The sequence below is a fragment of the Nitrosovibrio tenuis genome (assembly GCF_900109785.1).
Lineage (GTDB): Bacteria > Pseudomonadota > Gammaproteobacteria > Burkholderiales > Nitrosomonadaceae > Nitrosospira > Nitrosospira tenuis_A.
Genome location: NZ_FOBH01000002.1, coordinates 335,674 through 356,356, shown reverse-complemented (window position 1 = coordinate 356,356; position 20,683 = coordinate 335,674). Strand labels below are relative to the sequence as shown.

Here is a 20,683-nt window from a genome sequence, read left to right as displayed (position 1 = left end):
TTAATCCAGGTAGTTGATGGCGAAGGCTGGTCGTACGTTGGCTGAGGCTCACCTGCGACGGCAAGTGCCGGACAAGAAACTGCGGCCCGACTATCCGTTTGGATGCAAACGGGTTCTGCTTTCCAATGACTACTACCCTACCCTCATGCGTTCCAACGTGGAACTCATCACAGCGCCGATAGACCGAATTGATGCAGCTGGGATTGTGTCCAGGGATGGCCGGAGGCGCGAAGTCGATGCGGTTGTTTGCGCGACTGGATTCGATGTAAACACGCTTTATCCTCTGTACGTAGTCTAGGCCTCGACGGAAGGTCGCTGAGTCAAGCTTAGGCAAGCGACCCGGAGGCATATCGCGGAGTCACTGTTGCCAATTTTTCCAACCTTTTTTACTTCTGGGCCCGAATACAGGTCAAGGGCACACCTCGGCGATACTTTTCATAGAAACCCAGGTGAACTATGCGCCGCAATGCGTTCAGGAAATCACCAAACGCCAGAAGAGTTTTTTCTACGTAAAGCCAAGTGCCATGGTCCGATATAACGAAGAATTGCAGCAAGCCCAGCTGACATCGGTTTGGGCTGCGGGTTGCAGAAGCTGGTACAAGGCGGAGTCGGGCAAAATCATCGGGGTTTATCCGGGCTTCTCTTTTTTAGTACATGCGCGAGCTCCGAAGGCCCCGGTTCGAGGATTACAATTTCGGTTAAAAACAGTATCCCTGATATCCGCTTCCCCTCTTCATTTTTGAAGCAGCTTCAGCAGTGCTTCCGCTCCAGCCCGTGAAGAGGCCGGGTTCTGGCCAGTTATCAGTTTACCGTCCACCTCGACATGCGCACTCCAGTCAGGACCTTTGCTGAAGATACCCCCTCGTTCCCTTAATCGGTCTTCCAACAGGAAAGGCACGACCCCGGTCAGGCCCACAGCCTCTTCTTCAGTATCTGTGAATCCGGTCACGCGCTTGCCTTTGATGAGATAGTCTCCGTCTTTTCCGCGCACATTCACTAGCGCGACCGGCGCGTGACATACTGCAGCGACAGGCTTGTCCGCCTTGATAAAGTCCTCGATCAGCGCGATGGACGCCGCATTGTCGGGCATGTCCCACATCGGGCCATGTCCGCCGGGGTAGAAGACTGCGTCATATTCGGCCGCGGAGACGCTGTCCAGCTTCTTGGTAGTGGCTAGTTCAGCCTGGGCGGAAGTATCCGTGCGGAAACGCCTGGTTGAATCGGTTTGATTTTCCGGTAGATCGCTTTTTGGATCTATCGGGGGCTGGCCGCCATGGGGCGAGGCCAGCGTGATCGTTGCTCCCGCATCCTTCAGCACGTAATACGGAGCGGCGAGTTCTTCCAGCCAAAACCCGGTTTCCTTTCCCGTATTGCCGAGTTGGTCATGGGACGTGAGAACCATAAGAATGTTCATAACAAATCTCCTTCTGTTTGAGAGGCCGATAGGGCAGAGTTACCACAGATCTCCCAGCAGCCTGTTAAGGATAAAAAGCAACACCGCCAACACGAGCAGGCCCAGCAACAGGCTGTGCTCGTCGATCAGATTCGCTGCGAGTTCCGATACCTGTTTAAGACGGCGGAAGTAATACAGGGCTACAACGATGCCAACGACCATGGCGGCATACAATAGCTCTACATATCCTACATCAAAGTACCATTCTCCCTTATCCATGCAATTGCCCCCTGGATACCACCATAGCAGAGTCCGAATTCATATCCGTGGTAAGAGAAATCCCGCCCTGGTTTTAAGACTATTTTGTAGCGACTGATCAGGCACAGGAAATAGGAAAAACTGACATATATACGTTTCTGCGTTTATAGGGTCACGCTCAGGCAAATTACCTCTTTCGATCTTGAATATAGCCGACAAAGCCTTCCATAAACTTGCGAAGGTTATCGCGCGTAGCGGGATCGGAAATCTCGCCGGTTGCATCGATGACACTGCCAGCGCGTGATACCAGCAAGCGGCCGCCCGACCATAGCTCTGCGCCCAGCGTGCGAAATACCGGAAGCCAAGCATTCTGCGATAAGATGGTCCCAAACCCTCCAGGAGACGCTCCTGCAATAGCAACTGCTTTGCCCCTGAAAACGCGCGGGATATCTTTTGGAGGGCGGGAAAGCCAATCGATGGCGTTCTTGGCAACCCCTGGAACGCTGTTGTTGTACTCCGGCGTTACAAGCAGTAATCCATCAGCCTGCGCGATCTGATCCTTGAGATGCTCTACAGTAGCGGGCACCCCTCTTTCGGCTTCGTCATCGCCATTATAGAGCGGGATACCACCAATCGATTCGATATGGAGCTTGCTGTCAGGAGGCATCAGCAAAGTAGCCGCGCGAAGCAATGCCAAGTTATATGAACCGCTGCGTACGCTGCCGGAAATACCGATTAGACTGATCATTGCGTTCTCCTTATTACATCATTTATATGAGGCAGCAGTTAAACTATTATCTCTCTTTCAAGGCTTCTGCATAATTTTCCAAACTTCAGGGGTTCACTATTACACTAATACAATAGAAAAAAATGATGCGGAAATCATGACCTCCAAGCCCAATAGTCCGCCAAGCATGCTGGCCATCAGTATTCAGCATGCAGGAGGGCCGGAAGTGCTCGTGCCCGTCTCCCATCCCGTTCCTCAACCGGAGAGTGGATGCATTCTTATCAAAGTCGAGGCGGCTGGCGTCAATCGTCCGGATATTTTGCAGCGGCGCGGACTTTACCCTCCTCCCCCTGGCGCGTCTGGAATTCCCGGGCTTGAAATCGCCGGAAAAGTCGTCGCGCTGGGCACGGGAACAGGCCGCTTCAACATCGGCGATGATGTATGCGCCCTGGTTGCCGGCGGCGGCTACGCCGAATACTGTGCTGTGCATGAGAGTAATGCGCTACTTATACCGCCAGATATGAGCATGATGGAGGCAGCCGCGGTGCCGGAAACTTTTTTTACTGTATGGACCAATCTCTTTCAGCGCGGCAAGCTCCGCGAAGGGGAAACCGTGTTGATTCACGGCGGCGCTTCCGGCATCGGAACGACTGCTATCATGCTGTCCAAGGCATTCGGCGCCACAGCGATTGTAACGGTTGGCTCGGAGGAGAAGCGGCAAGCCTGTCTCGCCCTGGGTGCGGATCTTGCCATCAATTACCACAGCCACGACTTTGTCGAGGAAACCAAAAAATTCACCGACGGCAAAGGGGCCGATGTTGTCGTCGATATTATCGCTGGAGACTATGTCGCCAGGAATTACAAGGCGGCCGCGCTGAACGGGCGCATCGTCCAGATCGGGGTTCAGAATGGTCCCGCCAGAGAGTTAAACCTGATGACCATGCTGGCCAAACGGCTTACTCACACCGGCTCCACGCTGCGATCGAGAAGCGTCCAGGAAAAAGCACAGATTGCGGCAGAACTCGAACAGCACGTGTGGCCCCTCCTGGAGCAGGGAAAACTAAGGCCTCCGATATTCAAGGTCTTCAGGCTTGAAGAAGCAGCCGAGGCTCATGCTCTCATGGAGTCCGGAGCACATATCGGAAAAATCGTTCTGGCGATCCGCCCATAGCCCTTGCGAGACCATTACCGTTCTCTGGTCACAATCACTCGCAGTTTATCATCCACGGTGTGCCAAACTGATCGACAAGCATGCCGAAGCGTGTCGCCCAGAAGGTTGTCTGGATGGGCATGCGAACCGTGCCGTTTTCCGCCAATGCATGAAATATGCGCTCCGCATCTTCCGGGTTGTCTATGCCAAGCGATACAGACATGCCATTTGTTTGTTCATAGTGCTCAGGCGGGCTGTCCGAGCCCATCAATATTTCGTCTTCCACCATTAAGCGAGCATGCATGATTTTATCGCGCCATTCAGGTGGCGTTTGATCCGCCATGGGTGAACTCCCGTAGGTGAGCATTGCTACGATTTTGCCCCCCAGGCACTGCTCATAGAATTTGAACGCCGCTTCGCATTGGCCATTAAAACTAAGATAAGGATTCAGTTGCATGGATGAACTCCTTTGGTAATAGATGTTGGGAATCTGTTCGCCTTTTTACAACCTCTCTATAGCTGGCGCGCAGTCAGAGGCCACTGAATTTGTTTTAGCTTTAACTGCCAGTAGTCGAGATCCGGAATTCGCGAACCGATTCCGTCCCCCGCAATATTTCCGCCAAAGCGGACGTTCGATCAGCATTTGTGGTTCGGATATCCATACGGTATTCAAATAGTCCGGCCTGGGTAATACGATAACTCATGTTCGCTATCTCAAACCCGTGGTCAGTCAGGAGCTTTCTCACGAGAGTTTCCGACATGACGTTGTTCCTGTCGAAGCTGACGTGATATTGAGCATACTTCTGACGTGGAATCCTGTCTTCAAGCACACGGAACAGAGAGAGGATCCCAAGCGTGAACACAGTTCCAAGAACTGCGGGAAAGTAAAACCCTATCCCCAGCATAATCCCAATGGCGGCCGTGATCCAGATGGAAGCGGCGGTGGTCAGCCCGCGGACGCTTAACCCCTCCTTGAAGATAACTCCCGCGCCGAGAAAACCTATGCCTGTCATGATTCCCTGCGCCATTCGCATTGGATCTGTTCGCATGCTATCGAGCGAAAAACCCGGCAACGATCTCCACTCATGGAGTGCCACCAACATCAGCAGGCTGGAGGCCAGGCAGACGAGCGCGTGGGTGCGGAAACCAGCGGGATGACCATGAAAAGTCCTTTCAAGGCCGATAAACCCGCCTGCAACCACCGCCCCAACAAGATGGAGGATAACTGTTAAGTTATCGGCATTCATGACAACCTCGAAATATTATTATCCTGGCCAGGATATTATGCGGGGCACTCCTCTCTCCACCTCTGGCCATATAGTTGTTATCAGTTAAAGCAGTTTAAGAGAATAGATCCATAATCTACTAATAATAAAGCATTTAACTTCATTTAACCGAACTGCCGGAGGAACGCGGTTATAGCCAGGCTCATCGTATAAAAAATCCGTATCCATGGCACTGAATCATAAGATAGCGGTCAAAATTATTGTACAACGGCTTTTTTAAGTAGGAGGTCGCCATGAAATCCATGTATGAAATTTTAATGGCAGCACCGCCCGCGTTGGTGACGCGATGCAAAATCGCCATGGTGGAAATTGCGCATGGGCACTGGGCTGCTGCGGCACTGACACTGGAAAATGCAATATATGAAGCAGAGCCTGGAGAATGGGCTTTGGATTGCATGCAGATGAGAGATTTCTGCCTATTGATGGATAAGGTGAAATACCAGGGATTAGAAGGACTGGGAAAGCTAGCAAGAACTAAGGCAGATCGCTTATTTGTTATAGAAATGGAAGCATGAGTGACGCTGTTCATCTGGTAGTTTTTTCTGTTCCTCAGGTGGCAGGCGAATTCTTCCGGATTTTTTTGGCGTTGCAGGAGGATCAAGCAATGATGGATGTTGCTTTGCTCCGGCTGCTTTACTGAATACTGAACATTTCTTTTTACTGTTGCGTGCCTCTCCGGTATGTTAATGGTTACGCTATGCCTTGCCACGGTTCTAGCTGCGTTGGTTCTGGCTGTTCCCCCAAAGCTATCATGCAGCTCCGCCACTGACACTGATATTCTGACCGGTAATCCAGCTCGCCTCATCACTTACCAGGAAAAGCACCACACGGGCAATGTCTTCCGGTTCGCCGACCCGGCCCTGGAATGACATGTTTGCCATCCGTTTGATGGTTTCCTCGGATTTTCCCGTCGTAAACATTTCCGTATTGACCGGCCCTGGCGACACGATATTAGCGGTTATCCCCCGCTCTCCGACCTCGCTCGCAAAGATGCGAGTGAGCTGCTCGACCGCGCCTTTGCTTGCCGCATACGCACCATAGTTGGGCAGCATCAGGCGGGTCACGGTGCTGGAGAGGCTGACTACGCGTCCCCCATCGGCAAGCCGGGTGGCCGCCTCGCGCAATGCAAAAAAAACGCCTTTGGTGTTAACACTCAGGACCCGGTCGAACTCTTCGTCACTGATTTCTGCAATTTTCCTCGAAAGGAGTACACCTGCATTGTTGACAAGAATGTCAACACGGTTGAAGCGTCCGACCGCCGCGTCGAAAAGTATGCGTGCCTCAGCCGGATGGCTGACATCGGCTCTGACAGCCAGCGATTCGCTCCCCGCCCTTGTGATATCCGCGCATACCGCTTCGGCCGCCTTCCGGTTAAAGATATAGTTGACAATGATTTTTGCGCCTGCGCTCCCGAGTGTTCGCGCAATCTCCGCGCCAATGCCCCGCGACGAGCCCGTGACAATAGCGACTTTATCTTTAAGCGGCTTTATCATTGCGGCATTCCGGTTCCCGGCTTAATGAGAACGGAAAGGCGGGGGAAGCGAAGAACGGCCCCCGAAGAACAACCCCTGAGTATGGTCAGGCGCATAGTTTCTTCGCAATCTCGGTAGCATGCCTGCCTTGAAAACGGGCAATCTTCAGTTCGTTTTCCGAGGGTTGCCGGCTGCCGTCCCCGCCAGCGAGCGTTCCCGCCCCATACGGGGACCCGCCCGTGATTTCGTTCATGTTAAGCAGTCCCTGACAGGTGTAGGGCACACCTACAATGATCATCCCCTGATGCAACAAGGTGCTGTGAAATGATGTAATCGTGGTTTCCTGCCCGCCATGTTGTGTGGCAGTGGAAGTGAACACGCTTGCAACCTTACCGGCCAAGCCACCGCTCAGCCATAGCCGGCCGGTCTGGTCGAGAAAATTGCGCATTTGCGCGCACATGTTGCCGAAACGGGTCGGCGTGCCAAAAATGATGGCATCATAGTTCGGCAGCTCATCCACCGTCGCGATCGGTGCCGGCTGATCCAGCTTGGCGCCTGCTTTGCGTGCAACTTCCTCCGGCACCAGTTCCGGTACTCGCTTGATAACGACCTCGGCGCCTTCGACGCTGCGGGCACCCTCGGCTACGGCCCCAGCCATTATTTCCACATGACCATACATGCTGTAGTAAAGCACGAGAATTTTTGCCATATTATTTCTCCTTGGATGTGGTGATGGACTTAAATGTAGCAGCGTTTTAACGCGGTTCCGCTATTTTCCACCCTTTTTTTGGCTTTCTCAGCCGTTCCTTCGATAGTCACGCCTGATTGGAGGCAAAGCTCAACTCTATGCCGTTTCCCGCTGGGTCCTTGATGAATAGCTGGGATATGCCGAGCGAGGGCACCCGCCCCTCTTTGAATGGAAGATTGTAGTGCTTCAGGCGAGCCTCCATTTCAGGGCGGTTGGTGCAAGTAAACGCAACGTGGTCAAAGGTAGTGGCAACATCGATATGCCGCACTTCATCCGGGCGCGTCTGGCTCAAGTGAAGCACACATTGATCTCCGGCGTAAAGCCAGTAGCCAAAGCTTTCAAATGGCGGGCGTTGACCCTGCGTGAGGCCCACGATTTCACAGTAGAATGTTTTGAGCTCATCCAACAGCTCGCGCGGGGCGCGCAAATTATAGTGATTGAAGCCGATCGCGCTCATGTATTTTCCAATTTATATTATTGCCTGGCTCCGCTCGTTTTCAACAACGCCGCGATATCGTTGTGTTTTTTGCTGAGCGCCCATTCCATCGCTGTTTTGCCCCACTCGTTCCTGAGATTGGGGTCGGCGCCATGCTCGAGGAGGACCTTCACGGCTTCAATATGGTTGCCGCGGGCCGCCATCATCAAAGCAGTCGTTCCGTTATCGGAGGTTGAATTGATGGGCACACCTCCTTCCAGCAATAAGCGAATAATGTCGGCGTGACCTCCGGATGCGGCGTAAATCAAGGGATTCCATCCAGGATGGTTGATTTCGGCCCCTTTAATATACAGTCTCTCGACGATATCTTTAAAACCCCGATAGCTGGCAAGCATGATAGCGGTCTCGCCTCGCCTGTTGCGCAAGTTGAGCTTGGCGCCCGCATTCACCAGAAGATCAACAAGATCGGCGTTTTTGTGGCCAACAGCCACCATTAAAAGCGTATTTCCCTGCTCATCGGGCGTGTTGGGATCGGCGCCCCGGGCCAGCAGCTTCGCAATGTCGGTCGTATTATTGTCCTCCACCGCCCAGCGCAGGTCTTCATAAATGCCTGCCGTGGCAAGCGACTGATGGCCCAAACTGGAAACAAGCGCCAAGCCAGCCAAAAAAAAGATTTTTTGCGATGAGATCATGATTCAAGCCGCCTTGAACAAGTTGAAAAAGTTGTCGGTAGTGGCCGAGGCAATTTCATTTACGCTAATACCGCGCAGATCCGCTATGGCTTCCGCGACGTGCCGTACAAAGGCGGGCTGATTAATTTTGCCGCGATGAGGTACAGGGGCGAGGTAGGGCGAATCGGTTTCTATCAGCATTCTCTCAAGTTTGATTCTCCTGGCTACCTCCTTGAGCGCCAGGGCATTCTTGAAAGTGACAATCCCGGAGAATGAGATATAAAAATTCATTTCCATGGCACGCTCCGCAACGTCCCAGCTTTCGGTAAAGCAGTGCATCACCCCGCCGACGCGATCCGCGCCCTCCTCCGCCATGATGCGCAGTGTATCCGCAGCGGCTGCCCGGGTGTGGATAATGAGGGGTTTGCCGCATTGCCGGGCCGCCCGGATGTGTTGACGGAAGCGTTCCCGCTGCCATTCAAGATCGCCTTTAAGACGAAAGTAATCCAGTCCCGTCTCGCCAATTGCAACCACCTTGGCATGGCCGGCCAGAGAAGCCAATTGCGCCGCGCTCGGCTCGTCCAGATTTTCATAATCCGGATGCACGCCGACCGAGGCGAACAGGTTGGAATGCGTTTCCGCCAATGCCCGTACTCGTGGAAAATCTTCGAGATTGACGCTCACGCAGAGCGCGTGGCTGACATTATTATCCTGCATGTTATTCAATAGCTCGCGGAGATTGGCGGCAAGATCGGGGAAATCCAGATGACAGTGAGAGTCAACAAACATAGCTGAATAAGTCGGCGGAAATTATTGAATACGCTTTAACCGACTCATTATCTCCTTATTGAAGTTAAATGGAAGTAAAGCAGCGGCGAACCGGCAGCCAAAACCTTCTGAATAACTGTCGGTGGCCTTTACACTTGACCTAGGGAATCAGCTTTCTTAAAAAGAATTCTTTATTGAAAAAATAATAATCCATTGTAATTCAGGTTAAAAGATGCAATTTTTATTCCTGGCATGGAAAATGCTTAACATACCCAACTGCATGATCCCCAATGATCGGGGGAGCCTATTATGGTCCGAATCTGTGCGGTGATTGGGCGGCGCATGCAACATTAAAAACCAACAAGAGGAAATCTGAGTTATGGAAAGAAAAAAAATACTGTCATTGTTCTGTGGCGCCCTATTGGGCGGGTTATCCCTTACAGCTTCAGCCGGCCCCATCATCATTGCCGGGACCGATGCTGATGATCATGGCTCTGCCAACGCAACCACGAACTTTACCGGTTGGCTGTTTATGCAGAAAGCCTTTGAAAATCTGGCTCCCGCTGTCACTAATGGTGACCTCACCGTGACCTGCATTGGCTGTAACTCCAGCAGTGCGCTTTCGGCGTTTAATTCGGCAACTACAAAATCAAGCCTGGATGGGACGTGGAATTTTGTCGCCTTGTCCACCTTAAGCGATATAACCAATTTCTTCAATGGCTCTGGGACCACGAACGTCAACAATACCGGTATTATTTACATGCCCACGGTCAGCAGCAACGTAGGTGGCGGGATTACCGACGCTCAACTCGGTATTGTCAACAGTAATTCCACCGTTCTTAATAATTTTGTTGTCGGTGGCGGTGGCCTTTTTACGCAGGAACAGGCGAATTCCAGCATCGGTTACGGATGGCTTTCAGCGTTATTGCCGGGGTTGACCGTTCAAGGGGATAATGGTGGTCCCGGTTTCAATTCCAGTTCACTTAGCATTACTGCCGCTGGCAATTCCGCCTTTCCGGGGTTGACGAACAGCGATGTAACGAATGCGACGCCCTGGCATGCATGGTTCTCCGGTAATTTTGGCGGTCTGAATCCATTGGTGAACGGCCCGATCTTCGGCCCTACGGGTGGCACATTCCCGGGCGCGGTTGTGATTGGCGGTGGTGCCGGAACAGTGTTCCAATGCGGCGAGCCAGGTCAACCGCCTTGCGATCCCGGCCAGGTCCCTGAGCCCGGCGTGTTGCCGCTGGTGGCAATCGGCCTGTTCGGATTGGCCTACACCGTACGCCGGCGATACAGCTAGAAACAAAAAAGCCTTTCCCCCTCGGAAAGGCTTTTTTGTTTAGATCGACCTTCCATAAACCCTGCCTGGAACGTTTCTAATTAACGCTTACTGGCGGGCCACAAGGATGAAGATAGCATCATTGCGTAGGAAAACAGCATTTCCTCCAGAAACAAACGTGGATTGAGGGGGTGGCTCGCAAGCTGTTGCGTTCTGGTCAAGGTTCGCAAATAGGTTATCAGCGCACGGGGATCGATATCGGAGGCCAACGATGGGATGGCAGGTATATTCACGTGGTAGCGTATTTTCCCCGCAGTCCGAAAGATCAATAAATCATAACACCATTTTTGCAGCCACTTCACGACGGTCGGTAAGTCGGATTTTTGCATGGCCTCGGCCAGCGCGATTGGATTGAAATTTGCGAGCTCGCTGATTTGTTCGATGAAGGCGCTGTGTTGCTCAAGATAAATGTCATCGTTAAATTCCAGTGCCGCCAGCGGCGCGTAACCCGCGGAAGCCAGACAGGCTTCCGCATTTTTAACGCCTTGTTGCCGGAGCCAGCGAGTCGCGACGGCGGAGTCAGGCGCGGGCATCGCTACCTGCATACAACGGCTGCGTATGGTGGCAAGTAAATGCTGCGCCTGATGCGCCACCAATATGAATAACGTTCGCGGAGGTGGTTCTTCCAAATTTTTCAGCAGCGCGTTGGCTGCGGCCGTATTCATGGTTTCCGCCGGATGGATCACTATAATTTTATAGCCGTTCTGGTGGCTGGATATATTGATGAAATCGGTGAGAGCGCGAATTTGCTCGACACCGATTTGCTTGCTGGGTTTTTTCCTGGATTTCGTGCTGCCGGTTTCTGCCCCGGCGCCCGCTGAGGATTCCCCAGACGCATATTCCTCGGTGTTGCTGCTTTCCTCGCCCGTGCGATCCTCGGACGAACCTGATACCCCCAATTGCGCCGACAGAACTTCGGGCTCGACCAGGCGAAAATCCGGATGACCACCTTGCTCAAACCATCTGCAGCTCGCGCAAGACCCACATGCTTCTCCGTCAACAGAAGTGTTTTGGCACAATCTGGATTTGGCCAGGCAATTGGCGAATTTGAATTTTCCCAACCCCTTCCTGCCCCGCAGCAGCAAGGCGTGATTCAGGAACGTGGCGCCTTCGCGGTGGTCCCGTTCAACGCTCGCTTGATTGCGGGTAACCAATCTCTGCCATACTTCTGTCTGCCAAGAATAAATGCTCATTTACAGAAAGATATAATGGTCTCTTCAATCGATTTGTTAACTTGTTCCAAAGGTAGATTTGCGTTTATCACCCTTATTCGCTGAGGGAATTTCCGTGCCCGTTCAAGATAACATTCTCTGACTCTCTGAAAAAACTCATCCCGTTCTTTTTCGAACCGGTCAGCCGTCTTGATTGCACTGGTTCGCTGCCTGCCCAATTCGACTGTCACATCGAGATAAAGTGTCAGGTCCGGCTGAAATAGTCCTTGTACCCAGTGTTCGAGTACCTCGAGTTTCTGGATGGGCAAGCCCCGGCCTCCACCCTGATAAGCAAAGCTGGCGTCGGTAAATCGATCGGAAATAACCCAGTTCCCCTGATCCAGCGCCGGCACGATGACCTTGTCCAGATGTTCGCGCCGCGCCGCAAACATCAGCAATGCCTCGGTTTCTCCATGCATGGTCTGATAATTGTCGAGCAGGAGTTCCCGCAGTCTTTCCCCCAGGCGCGTACCGCCTGGTTCACGTGTCACCACTACGGTCTTTCCCCTGCTACGAAAAAAATCAGCAAGCCAGTTGAGGTGCGTGCTCTTGCCCGCACCGTCTATACCCTCCATTGTGATAAATTTGCCTTTAGAAGTTTCGGAAATCATCATTATGGAAATGGTCCAAAGGCGTACACAGTAAAGAAAGCGTATTTGTCGCATGATTGCCCATCGCGCAGTTTAGCTTATACTGGTAAACGACAATAGTTTTGCCCGCTACCTTGAATTTAATGAGCCGAAAAAGCATCTTATCAGAGGTTAGAAATTGGAAACCGGGCTGAACAGGTATACCATCAGGGTGGGGGATCCAACAATTCGGAGTTCATTCATGACTTACGGTGCTCAAAATAAATTGGTCGGTTACGCCGCATTGATGGTTCTGATACTCGCATTCATCTCGGTCAGCGCGTTTGCGGAACAGGCTCCGGCAAGTGACGTGCCTGAGCAACCTTCTCTCCCGATAGGTCAGCCGCTGACAGATTTTGAAAGGATGGAGTTGCACCACCGGCGCTATAGCGCCGCTGCCAATAGTATGGCCCAGTTATTCAAGCAATTGAACCAGAAAATTCAGGAAGTATCGCTAGCCGCTAAAACCGTCGCAGCCAAGGATAATTCCCAAAACCGGCGTCAACTGGATGTCAAATTACGCCAATTGGAAAATGCCAGCACGACCTATGGCCATCAATATTCGCTGCTTCAATCCCAAATGCAGAATGAATACCGCAACTATATTGCCTTGAGCAACGAGCTTAAGGGCCGATACGATACAGCCAAAGATTTAAAGAGTGGGGAAATCACGGCCAAAGACGCCGGTCCGAAAGCAAATCCCTCAAAAAACAAAGAGCCAAAGGTGAAAGAAGCAAAAGGGGCAAGGGAGCCAAAGGAGATAAAAACCAAGGGTGAAGCCAAAAATATAAAGGCGAAAGACGCCAGGACCGAAGATATGCAGGCAAGACTTCTCTCCTCACCTTCAGCGAAAGACCCCCGGGTCATAAACCTGGATCCCAACGAAGTCAGGGCCAGACGCGACGGGACCGAAAATCCAGCGTCAGCAGCAGCTTCGGGATCAGCCCCCCAGGTCCAGCGTTGAATGCCCTCCGCTAATAACCATGGTACGCAGGCGGAAGGAAAGATTTCCGAGAAAGATTTCTGAAGCAGTAACACTGCTTATCTTGAAATACCCCAAACTTCGGCCAGACGCGCATCCCGGCCACAACTGCTGCGGTAGTATTTGTAACGGATCGGGTTTTTAAGGTAATAGTCCTGGTGGTATTCCTCAGCAGGGTAGAACTCGGTAGCGGGCAAAATTTCAGTTACGATCGGTTGCTTGAAACGTCCCGAGGCTTCGAGTTCAGCCTTCGATGCCTCGGCTTCGCGCTTCTGCTCGGCATCGTGATAAAAGATCACGCTGCGGTATTGTCCGCCGTGATCACAAAATTGGCCGTCGGAAGTAAGGGGATCGATCGTCGGCCAAAAAGCGGCGAGCAACTTGGCATAAGTGGTTTTTGCGGGATCGAAGCGCACCTGCACCGCTTCAACATGCCCCGTTTTGCCTGAGGAAACCTGCTTATAAGTAGGGTTAGCCACCGTGCCGCCCAGATAACCGGAGGTTGTGGATAGAACCCCTGGCACTTTATCGAAATCCGCTTCCGTGCACCAGAAGCAGCCCCCGGCAAAGGTGGCGATCCCCGCTGCTGAGGAAAGCGCAACGGCTCCATGCTCGGGCAGGCTGCCGCTCCCGGACTTGTTACGCGCATTTGACTGGTCGCAGGCAGAGAGCATCAATAACGAGAATGCTGCCAGCAAGGCAACGCCGGCTTGTTTACGGTGGATATGATCGAAAACATTCATGGAATAGGCAAACCATGCCGGACGCGCCAACAACTCGAAATAGGCGAGATAGCCAATCAGCTCCTGAGCGCCGGCAGCTGCTCGCCTTTTAATATGAATTGAAGCGCGACGCCATTGTTGCACCAGCGCTCTTTGCGCGGAAGCGGACCATCATTGAACACGTGACCCTGGTGACCCCCGCACCGCGCGCAGTGATACTCTGTGCGCGGCAGAATCATCCTGAAATCACGCTTTGTTTCCATATGTCCCTTGATGGGCTGTGTAAAGCTAGGCCACCCGGTACCGCTTTCGTATTTATCCGCACTATCAAACAGCGTCAAGTGACAAGCGGCACAAACGTAAGTGCCTTCGCGGTCTTCATGATTAAGCGGGCTACTACCCGGCCGTTCAGTATCTTCCTCAAACAATACCTTATAAGCTGCGGGCGAAACCAGACCCCGCCATTCTTCATGCGGCTTATTCAAAGGTTTGACCGTGGGGCCGGCTGTGGCCGTTTTACCGGGAGAGCATGCCGAAACTACGGGTAATGTAGCCAGCGCAGCAAGAGTTTGAAGTACGACTCGTCGGTTCATAAGAGGAGCCCTCCTTACATGTTATCCCATTTTTGACCGTCAACGCCTCGGGATGGTTCTTCGGCAGTTGACTCAGCCACTCACAGCCACTCACTTAGCCACCTATAAACCATTGTAAGCCTTCTTGCCAGGAGAATCGGTCTGAGACCCCACGTACAAGAAAATAAATCCATTATATGAGCTATGCTGAATGAGCCAGGGTCATCCCATTCTAAAAATTGATGCCGCGCAAGCCATCAAGCCAGATTCAGAGGGCCTGCCGTAGCACTCCAGCTTTAGCAATTTGGCTGGCAGGTTGTAGCATTGCTGGCTTCGGTCAACAGGCTCCATAACGGAAGGGGAGAGACAGAAAGACGAAGCAAACCGGAAAACAGTAAAAGGAACTTCATGGAAGGGACCGAACCTGGCAACTTGAACTGAAATTCTTATAACTCATTGAGGAGAAATATCATGCGACAAATCCGATCGTGCTTATCTCCAATTGCCGCGGCAGCACTGATGTCTTCTTTATCGATTCCTGTCTGGGCTGTTCCCTTTGTTCAAACCAATCTGGTGACCGATGATCAGACTGCCAATGCCGCGCAAATCACCGATCCTAATCTCAAGAATGCCTGGGGAATGTCGTTCGGTCCGGCGACTCCATTCTGGGTTTCCGCAAATGGTACGGGAACGGCGAATTTATACTCCGTGGATCCTGGAACCCAGGCTACGACCAAACAGTCGCTGATGGTTTCGATCCCCGGCGCTGGGAGCGTAACTGGCCAAGTTTTCAACAACAGTACCACATCATTCAATGGCAATCGCTTCCTGTTCGTGAGCGAGGATGGGACAGTCTCCGGGTGGCGTCCGGCACTGGGCACAGCAGCTGAAACAATTGCTCCGGCGTCCACGGCAAACATTTACAAGGGCGCAGCCATTGGCAATACCTCGGGCCATGATTATCTCTATGCGGCGAACTTCAAGACAGGCGCAATCGACGTCTATAAAGGAGACGGCGCAGCTCCATCCTTGTCCGGATCGTTTACCGACGCGACCCTTCCCAGCGGTTACGCACCTTTCAATGTTCAGAATCTCAACGGCTCGCTTTATGTCTCTTATGCTCAACAGGATGACGCAAAGCACGATGACGTTCCGGGGCTTGGAAAGGGATTTGTCGACCAATTCAGCCTGAGCGGCGACTTTATTGGTCGAGTCGCGTCTGAGGGAACATTGAACGCGCCATGGGGAATGGCGATTGCGCCCTCCTCGTTCGGCTCCATGGCGGGCGACTTGCTAGTGGGCAATTTTGGCGACGGTCACATCAATATTTACGATCCGACTACTCATGCGTTCCTCGGGCAAGTACTCGATGCCAGCAATAAGCCACTTGCGATCGACGGCCTGTGGGCTATATCGCCCGGGAATGACGGATCCGGCGGAAGCAGCCACTTGTTGTATTTCACCGCGGGGCCCAACAATGAAGCTCATGGGTTGTTCGGTGTCCTGGCGCCCGTTCCGGAGCCTTCGGAATACGCGATGATGCTGGCTGGTCTCGGGGTCATAGTGTTTATGATCCGGCGCCGTGCCGTAAATGGAGAAAACGAAGGGAGAGGTAGCGTCGCGGCTTGACTTTTACTGGACAGGGACTTAAATGCTAGATGCTGACTACTGCCTTTGGCACAGCAATTACGAAATAATCGCTTCAGGCGAATGAAGTAGAACAACTAATAAACCCGAAGCCGGTGGTTCGCCTTCGGGTTTATTTTACGTCCGAAATTTAGATGGCTCAACAGGTTCTCGGGCTCTCTATTCACCTCAGCTGGATGTGAGAGATCACGTGGCATCTGACGTGATTTGGCCCCATCTCGCGTTATTCTCGGCTTTGCGACGTCTTGGCACGATGCGCCAGCACAAGGCCTACTATTTCCACCCCGATACCGAGGACGAATAATATTGCTCCGATCCAGATATTTTCCGGGGCGAGAAACATCAATAAACCACCCAGAATAAGCAGCGGGACGGATAATAATCGTTTGGTGCGAGGATTTCTGATCATGACTCAATGAAATGCTTCGCAGACGGGATAATATCAATATAGCCCTCATCCACGAGAATGCGAGCGGAACAAGGCAGTGAGGCAGTGCTGAGTACTACCCCTCCCGTACCCGGTAGTAGGAGAGAGCCAGCCCCCTCGCCATAAGATATTATCCGTCACCGGAAATCCTTAAGCACACTCTCCGAAAGTATTGCAGCTCCCGTACTGACTTATGAAAAAGCCCTTCGACGCTGCCTGGCGTCTGACCAATCTTCCTAAACCGGTTTACTCCGAAGGCTTGCCGGTCGTCGCGTGTCGTGACGAGATCGCGCGCGCGGTTGGGGAACACCAGGTTGTCGTCGTGTGCGGAGAGACGGGCTCGGGCAAGACTACGCAGTTGCCCAAAATCTGCCTCGAACTCGGGCGTGGAGTGGGAGGAATGATCGGGCATACACAACCGCGGCGCATTGCGGCGCGCACCGTTGCGGCGCGGATTGCCTCGGAACTGAATAGCACGCTGGGCCACGCGGTCGGGTATAAGGTGCGGTTCTCCGACCAGGTGAGCGGACAGACTTATGTCAAGCTCATGACCGACGGCATCCTGCTGGCTGAAACCCAGAGCGATCCGTTGCTACTTGGGTACGACACCCTCATTATCGACGAGGCGCATGAACGCAGTCTCAATATCGATTTCCTGCTCGGCTATCTAAGGCAATTGCTGCCTCGGCGACCGGATCTCAAGCTTATCGTGACCTCCGCCACTATCAATGCGGAACGCTTTTCGGCACATTTCCACAATGCGCCGGTGATCGAGGTCTCGGGCAGAATGTACCCCGTGGAGGTGCGCTACCGTCCTATCGATTTCATTCGCCGGGCCGCCCGTTTTGGCCAGTCTCAGGATGGTAGCCGGAGCCGTGATGCAGCCCAGAATCGAACCGGGGAGAAAGAGAATGAAGAGGAAGAAGTCGATTTTGAACAGGCCATTCTTGATGAGGTGGATGAGGTTGCACGCGAGGGCGCAGGTGATGTATTGATCTTCCTTCCGGGAGAACGGGAAATCCGCGAGACTGCCGAGGCTCTGCGCAAACATGCTTTAGGTGGACCGGGCGCCGGTGTGGGGGGTAACCGTGGCGCCGCCGTTTCCAGCGCTGAAATCCTGCCGTTGTTCGCGCGCCAGTCCTATGCCGATCAGGAACGGGTATTCAAGCCCGGAGGCAGCAGCATGAGACGTATCGTGCTTGCGACCAATGTGGCGGAGACTTCTCTCACTGTTCCCGGCATCCGCTATGTGATCGACACGGGACTGGCACGCCTCAATCGCTACAGCTACCGCAACAAGGTGGAGCAGTTGCAGGTAGAAAAAATTTCGCGTGCGTCCGCCAACCAGCGGGCGGGGCGCTGTGGCCGTGTGATGAGCGGTGTCTGCATTCGGCTCTACTCTGAAGAAGATTATCTTGCGCGTCCGGAATTCACCGATCCGGAAATCCTGCGCTCATCGCTGTCATCCGTGATTTTGCGCATGAAGTCGCTCAAAATTGGATCCGTGGAAGACTTTCCTTTTCTTGATCCGCCCTTGCCACGAATGATTGCAGACGGATACCAGCTGCTGGCCGAGCTCGGCGCTGTGGATGACGGCAATGCGCTTACCAAGGTGGGCTGGCGCCTGGCGAAGTTTCCCATCGATCCCAAAATTGCGCGCATGATTCTCGCAGCCAAAGACGAGAATTGCTTGAGTGAAGTGCTCATCATCGCTTCCGCCCTGAGTGTGCAAGACCCGCGTGAGCGTCCATTTGAGCGGCAAGAAGCAGCGGACAGGGCGCATCAGCGGTTTCAGGACGAGCGCTCCGATTTTCTTGGCTATCTGAAGTTATGGGATTTTTTCGATGATTTGCTGAAGCACAAAAAATCCAATCGAAAGTTGCTGGCGGATTGCCAGGCACATTTTTTATCTCACCGCAGGATGCGCGAATGGCGTGAAATCCATGGCCAACTGCATGTACTGGTTCTGGAAACGGGACTCCGACCCAACGAAATTCCCGCCTCGTATGAGGAAATCCACCGTGCACTGTTGGCGGGGCTGCTGGGCAATATCGGTTTTAAATCCGATGAGGATGGCGAATACTTGGGAGCGCGGGGAATCAAATTCTCGATATTTCCCGGCTCGGTGCTGAAGAAAGCCAAACCTAAATGGCTAATGGCAGCGGAACTGACCGAAACAACCAGGCTCTACGCGCGCTGCGCGGCGAAAATAGATCCCGTCTGGATAGAGAAAATCGCGGGCGGGCTGTGCAAAAAGCACTACTTCGATCCCCACTGGGAGAAAACTCCGGCACAGGTTTCGGCATACGAGCGCGTGACGCTGTACGGCCTTACCGTGGTGCCGAAACGCCGGGTTTATTACGGCGCCATCAATCCTCGCGAAGCGCGCGAAATTTTTATCCGTGCAGCGCTGGTCGCGGGCGAATATGCAACCCGGGCTCCATTTTTCGAGCATAACCGCAAACTTATCGAAAGTGTTGCCGCGCTGGAGCATAAGGCGCGGCGACCGGACGTGCTGGTGGACGATATGGCAATTTTTGCTTTTTACGATCGCGTCATCCCCGGCGACATCTCCAACGGCGCGGCATTCGAGAAATGGCGCAAGCAGGCCGAGCGGGAAAACCCGAAACTTCTCTATCTCAGCAGGGATTACCTGATGCGCCATGCGGCGAGCAGCGTCACCGAGGAGCGGTTTCCCGACAGCGTGACCGTGGATAATGCCCGGCTGCCGTTGAGTTACCGCTTCGATCCCGGGAGCGTCCTGGATGGCGTCACGATTACCGCGGCATTACCGCTGCTCAATAAATTGGACTCCGCGCAATTCGATTGGCTCGTTCCGGGATTGATCCGCGAGAAGGTGACGTGGTATCTGAAGGCGCTTCCCAAACAGATACGCCGTCATGTGGTGCCCATACCGGAGTTTGTCACGGGGTTTCTGGAAAGTTGTGATTCGGGACCCGCAGCAGACCAGTCCACGCCCGCACCGCTTCGAATGCTGCTCACCAAGGCGCTGGCCGGGTTTGTATTGCTCAAGACGGGCATCACTGTTTCGCCGGATACATGGCAAGACGAAAAGCTGCCTCAGCATCTGCTGATGAATTACCAAATTGTAGATGATGCCGGGCGCGAACTTGCGATGAGCCGGGATCTTGAGGAACTCAAGGCGCAGCTTGGCCAGGCGGCACGGTTGACGTTCTCGGGGCCCTCGGGGTCGGGACCAGACGAACGTATTCCGATCGAGCGGGATGAGGTGACGCGCTGGGATTTTGGCGATCTCCCCGAAGAAATCGTCTTTACGCGCGCAGGCAAAAAGCTTACCGGCCATCCCGCGCTGGTCAATCGTGGGGGAAAAGTGGCGATTCGCCTGTTCGATACTCGCGAAGCGGCGCAGGAGAGCATGCGCGGCGGAGTGCGGCAGTTGTTGCGTTTCGAGATCAAGGAGCAAATGAAGCAACTGGAAAAGGATCTGTCAGGGCAGAGCCGTTACCTGGGCCAGGCTGCTTTGCAATTACACATTCTCATCAGTGCGGATGCGCTCAGGGAGGACGTGCTGAGCGCCATCGCCGACCGCGCCTTTATCGGCACAGACACATTGCCGCGTACCGAAAACGAATTCGCCGCCCAGAGGCAGCGGGCGAGAACGCGGCTGCCCGCCGTAACCGAGGGGGTTGTCCGAGCGGTACAAGCTATCGCGAACGAATGTCAGGCATTACTAAGCAGGCTTTCCGCAACCGGTAGAGGGGGCGGGACTGGCAAGCCGGCATCGTCCCCATCCATGGGAAAAGATGCCGGAAAACTGAAGGATGAACTCAACGGGCAACTACGGCACCTGGTTTATCCGGGTTTCCTGTGCGAGACGCCTTGGGAGCGGCTGCAACATCTGCCGCGTTATCTGAAGGGCATGGCCCTGCGCCTGGATAAATACCCTGTCAACCCGGAGCGCGACATTCGTCACGGAGCTGTTATTGCCGGGTTATGGCAACAGTACGAACAACGCCTGGAGAAGCACCGGAAGGCCGGACTCAGCGATCCCTCACTTGCGGAGTTCCGTTGGCAGATCGAGGAACTGCGCATCTCTCTATTTGCCCAGGAATTGAAAACGCCCTACCCTGTTTCTGTTAAGCGGCTTGAGAAGTTATGGGAGGAAGTGGGCGCGTGAAGTACATCGGATACGGAGTCAGCAAGCCTACCTCATGTCAAACACCATAGGTTCCGCTTCGCTCCAATCGTTCGGATAAAAAT

General features: G+C 53.4%; 23 protein-coding genes. 8 read left to right on the top strand and 15 right to left on the bottom strand.

Features of this window, described 5'->3' with window-relative positions; all coding sequences use genetic code 11:
• Positions 1-16 precede the first annotated feature (16 nt).
• The gene (locus BMX00_RS04390) at positions 17-298 is read left to right on the top strand and encodes an NAD(P)/FAD-dependent oxidoreductase (RefSeq protein WP_090827491.1); all 282 of its coding nucleotides are present in this window, start codon (positions 17-19) and stop codon (positions 296-298) included.
• Between the two features lie 435 nt (positions 299-733).
• Here the strand turns inward: BMX00_RS04390 and BMX00_RS04380 are convergent, their stop codons facing one another.
• The 3 genes from BMX00_RS04380 to BMX00_RS04370 form a co-directional block, all read right to left on the bottom strand.
• Positions 734-1,414 (bottom strand): type 1 glutamine amidotransferase domain-containing protein, encoded by a 681-nt coding sequence (locus BMX00_RS04380; protein WP_090827487.1) that lies wholly within the window; start codon positions 1,412-1,414, stop codon positions 734-736.
• 39 nt (positions 1,415-1,453) lie between these two features.
• The gene (locus BMX00_RS04375) at positions 1,454-1,672 is read right to left on the bottom strand and encodes a hypothetical protein (protein ID WP_090827485.1); all 219 of its coding nucleotides are present in this window, start codon (positions 1,670-1,672) and stop codon (positions 1,454-1,456) included.
• A 166-nt stretch (positions 1,673-1,838) separates the two neighbouring features.
• Positions 1,839-2,399 (bottom strand): NADPH-dependent FMN reductase, encoded by a 561-nt coding sequence (locus BMX00_RS04370; RefSeq protein WP_090827483.1) that lies wholly within the window; start codon positions 2,397-2,399, stop codon positions 1,839-1,841.
• A 136-nt stretch (positions 2,400-2,535) separates the two neighbouring features.
• Here BMX00_RS04370 and BMX00_RS04365 point away from each other — a divergent pair, with 136 nt between their 5' ends.
• Positions 2,536-3,549 (top strand): NAD(P)H-quinone oxidoreductase, encoded by a 1,014-nt coding sequence (locus tag BMX00_RS04365; protein ID WP_090827481.1) that lies wholly within the window; start codon positions 2,536-2,538, stop codon positions 3,547-3,549.
• Between the two features lie 34 nt (positions 3,550-3,583).
• Here BMX00_RS04365 and BMX00_RS04360 read toward each other — a convergent pair whose 3' ends face one another.
• Positions 3,584-3,985 (bottom strand): VOC family protein, encoded by a 402-nt coding sequence (locus tag BMX00_RS04360; protein WP_090827479.1) that lies wholly within the window; start codon positions 3,983-3,985, stop codon positions 3,584-3,586.
• Between the two features lie 100 nt (positions 3,986-4,085).
• Positions 4,086-4,775 (bottom strand): MgtC/SapB family protein, encoded by a 690-nt coding sequence (locus BMX00_RS04355; RefSeq protein ID WP_090827477.1) that lies wholly within the window; start codon positions 4,773-4,775, stop codon positions 4,086-4,088.
• A gap of 272 nt (positions 4,776-5,047) precedes the next feature.
• On the opposite strand from BMX00_RS04355, the gene BMX00_RS04350 reads away from it, so the two are divergent.
• A complete protein-coding gene (locus BMX00_RS04350; RefSeq protein WP_090827475.1) occupies positions 5,048-5,329 on the top strand; it encodes a hypothetical protein in 282 nt (93 codons plus the stop codon).
• Positions 5,326-5,454 (top strand): hypothetical protein, encoded by a 129-nt coding sequence (locus BMX00_RS14965; RefSeq protein ID WP_281245893.1) that lies wholly within the window; start codon positions 5,326-5,328, stop codon positions 5,452-5,454. The genes BMX00_RS04350 and BMX00_RS14965 overlap by 4 nt, the downstream gene beginning before the upstream one ends.
• Before the next feature lie 109 nt (positions 5,455-5,563).
• Here BMX00_RS14965 and BMX00_RS04345 read toward each other — a convergent pair whose 3' ends face one another.
• The 5 genes from BMX00_RS04345 to BMX00_RS04325 form a co-directional block, all read right to left on the bottom strand.
• Positions 5,564-6,307, bottom strand: coding sequence for an SDR family oxidoreductase (locus BMX00_RS04345; RefSeq protein ID WP_177171757.1), 744 nt, complete (start codon positions 6,305-6,307; stop codon positions 5,564-5,566).
• Positions 6,308-6,392: 85 nt separating this feature from the next.
• Entirely contained in the window at positions 6,393-6,995 is a 603-nt protein-coding gene (gene wrbA, locus BMX00_RS04340) for an NAD(P)H:quinone oxidoreductase (protein ID WP_090827473.1), read from the bottom strand.
• Between the two features lie 106 nt (positions 6,996-7,101).
• Positions 7,102-7,491, bottom strand: coding sequence for a VOC family protein (locus tag BMX00_RS04335; protein ID WP_090827470.1), 390 nt, complete (start codon positions 7,489-7,491; stop codon positions 7,102-7,104).
• A 17-nt stretch (positions 7,492-7,508) separates the two neighbouring features.
• Positions 7,509-8,162, bottom strand: coding sequence for an ankyrin repeat domain-containing protein (locus BMX00_RS04330; protein WP_090827468.1), 654 nt, complete (start codon positions 8,160-8,162; stop codon positions 7,509-7,511).
• Between the two features lie 3 nt (positions 8,163-8,165).
• Positions 8,166-8,930, bottom strand: coding sequence for a TatD family hydrolase (locus tag BMX00_RS04325; protein ID WP_090827466.1), 765 nt, complete (start codon positions 8,928-8,930; stop codon positions 8,166-8,168).
• A 358-nt stretch (positions 8,931-9,288) separates the two neighbouring features.
• Here BMX00_RS04325 and BMX00_RS04320 point away from each other — a divergent pair, with 358 nt between their 5' ends.
• Entirely contained in the window at positions 9,289-10,212 is a 924-nt protein-coding gene (locus BMX00_RS04320) for a PEP-CTERM sorting domain-containing protein (protein ID WP_090827465.1), read from the top strand.
• Between the two features lie 80 nt (positions 10,213-10,292).
• On the opposite strand, the gene holB is transcribed toward BMX00_RS04320, so the two are convergent.
• Positions 10,293-11,444, bottom strand: coding sequence for a DNA polymerase III subunit delta' (holB, locus tag BMX00_RS04315; RefSeq protein WP_090827464.1), 1,152 nt, complete (start codon positions 11,442-11,444; stop codon positions 10,293-10,295).
• Entirely contained in the window at positions 11,441-12,076 is a 636-nt protein-coding gene (tmk, locus tag BMX00_RS04310; RefSeq protein WP_245727693.1) for a dTMP kinase, read from the bottom strand. The genes holB and tmk overlap by 4 nt, the downstream gene beginning before the upstream one ends.
• A gap of 217 nt (positions 12,077-12,293) precedes the next feature.
• On the opposite strand from tmk, the gene BMX00_RS04305 reads away from it, so the two are divergent.
• A complete protein-coding gene (locus BMX00_RS04305; protein WP_090827462.1) occupies positions 12,294-13,055 on the top strand; it encodes a hypothetical protein in 762 nt (253 codons plus the stop codon).
• 77 nt (positions 13,056-13,132) lie between these two features.
• On the opposite strand, the gene msrA is transcribed toward BMX00_RS04305, so the two are convergent.
• Positions 13,133-13,939: a peptide-methionine (S)-S-oxide reductase MsrA gene (msrA, locus tag BMX00_RS04300; RefSeq protein ID WP_245727691.1), complete on the bottom strand. Its 807-nt coding sequence runs from the start codon at positions 13,937-13,939 to the stop codon at positions 13,133-13,135.
• Positions 13,873-14,388 (bottom strand): peptide-methionine (R)-S-oxide reductase MsrB, encoded by a 516-nt coding sequence (gene msrB, locus BMX00_RS04295; protein ID WP_090827460.1) that lies wholly within the window; start codon positions 14,386-14,388, stop codon positions 13,873-13,875. Before msrB ends, msrA begins: the two co-directional genes overlap by 67 nt.
• 450 nt (positions 14,389-14,838) lie before the next feature.
• Here msrB and BMX00_RS04290 point away from each other — a divergent pair, with 450 nt between their 5' ends.
• On the top strand, positions 14,839-15,996 hold the full coding sequence (locus tag BMX00_RS04290) for a TIGR03118 family protein (protein ID WP_090827458.1): 1,158 nt from the start codon (positions 14,839-14,841) through the stop codon (positions 15,994-15,996).
• A gap of 241 nt (positions 15,997-16,237) precedes the next feature.
• Here the strand turns inward: BMX00_RS04290 and BMX00_RS04285 are convergent, their stop codons facing one another.
• Positions 16,238-16,423 carry a hypothetical protein gene (locus tag BMX00_RS04285; protein WP_090827456.1) on the bottom strand — a complete coding sequence of 62 codons (186 nt, stop codon included), beginning with the start codon at positions 16,421-16,423 and terminating at the stop codon, positions 16,238-16,240.
• Positions 16,424-16,634: 211 nt separating this feature from the next.
• Between BMX00_RS04285 and hrpA the strand changes: the two genes are divergently transcribed.
• Entirely contained in the window at positions 16,635-20,600 is a 3,966-nt protein-coding gene (hrpA, locus tag BMX00_RS04280) for an ATP-dependent RNA helicase HrpA (protein WP_090827454.1), read from the top strand.
• Positions 20,601-20,683 lie beyond the last annotated feature (83 nt).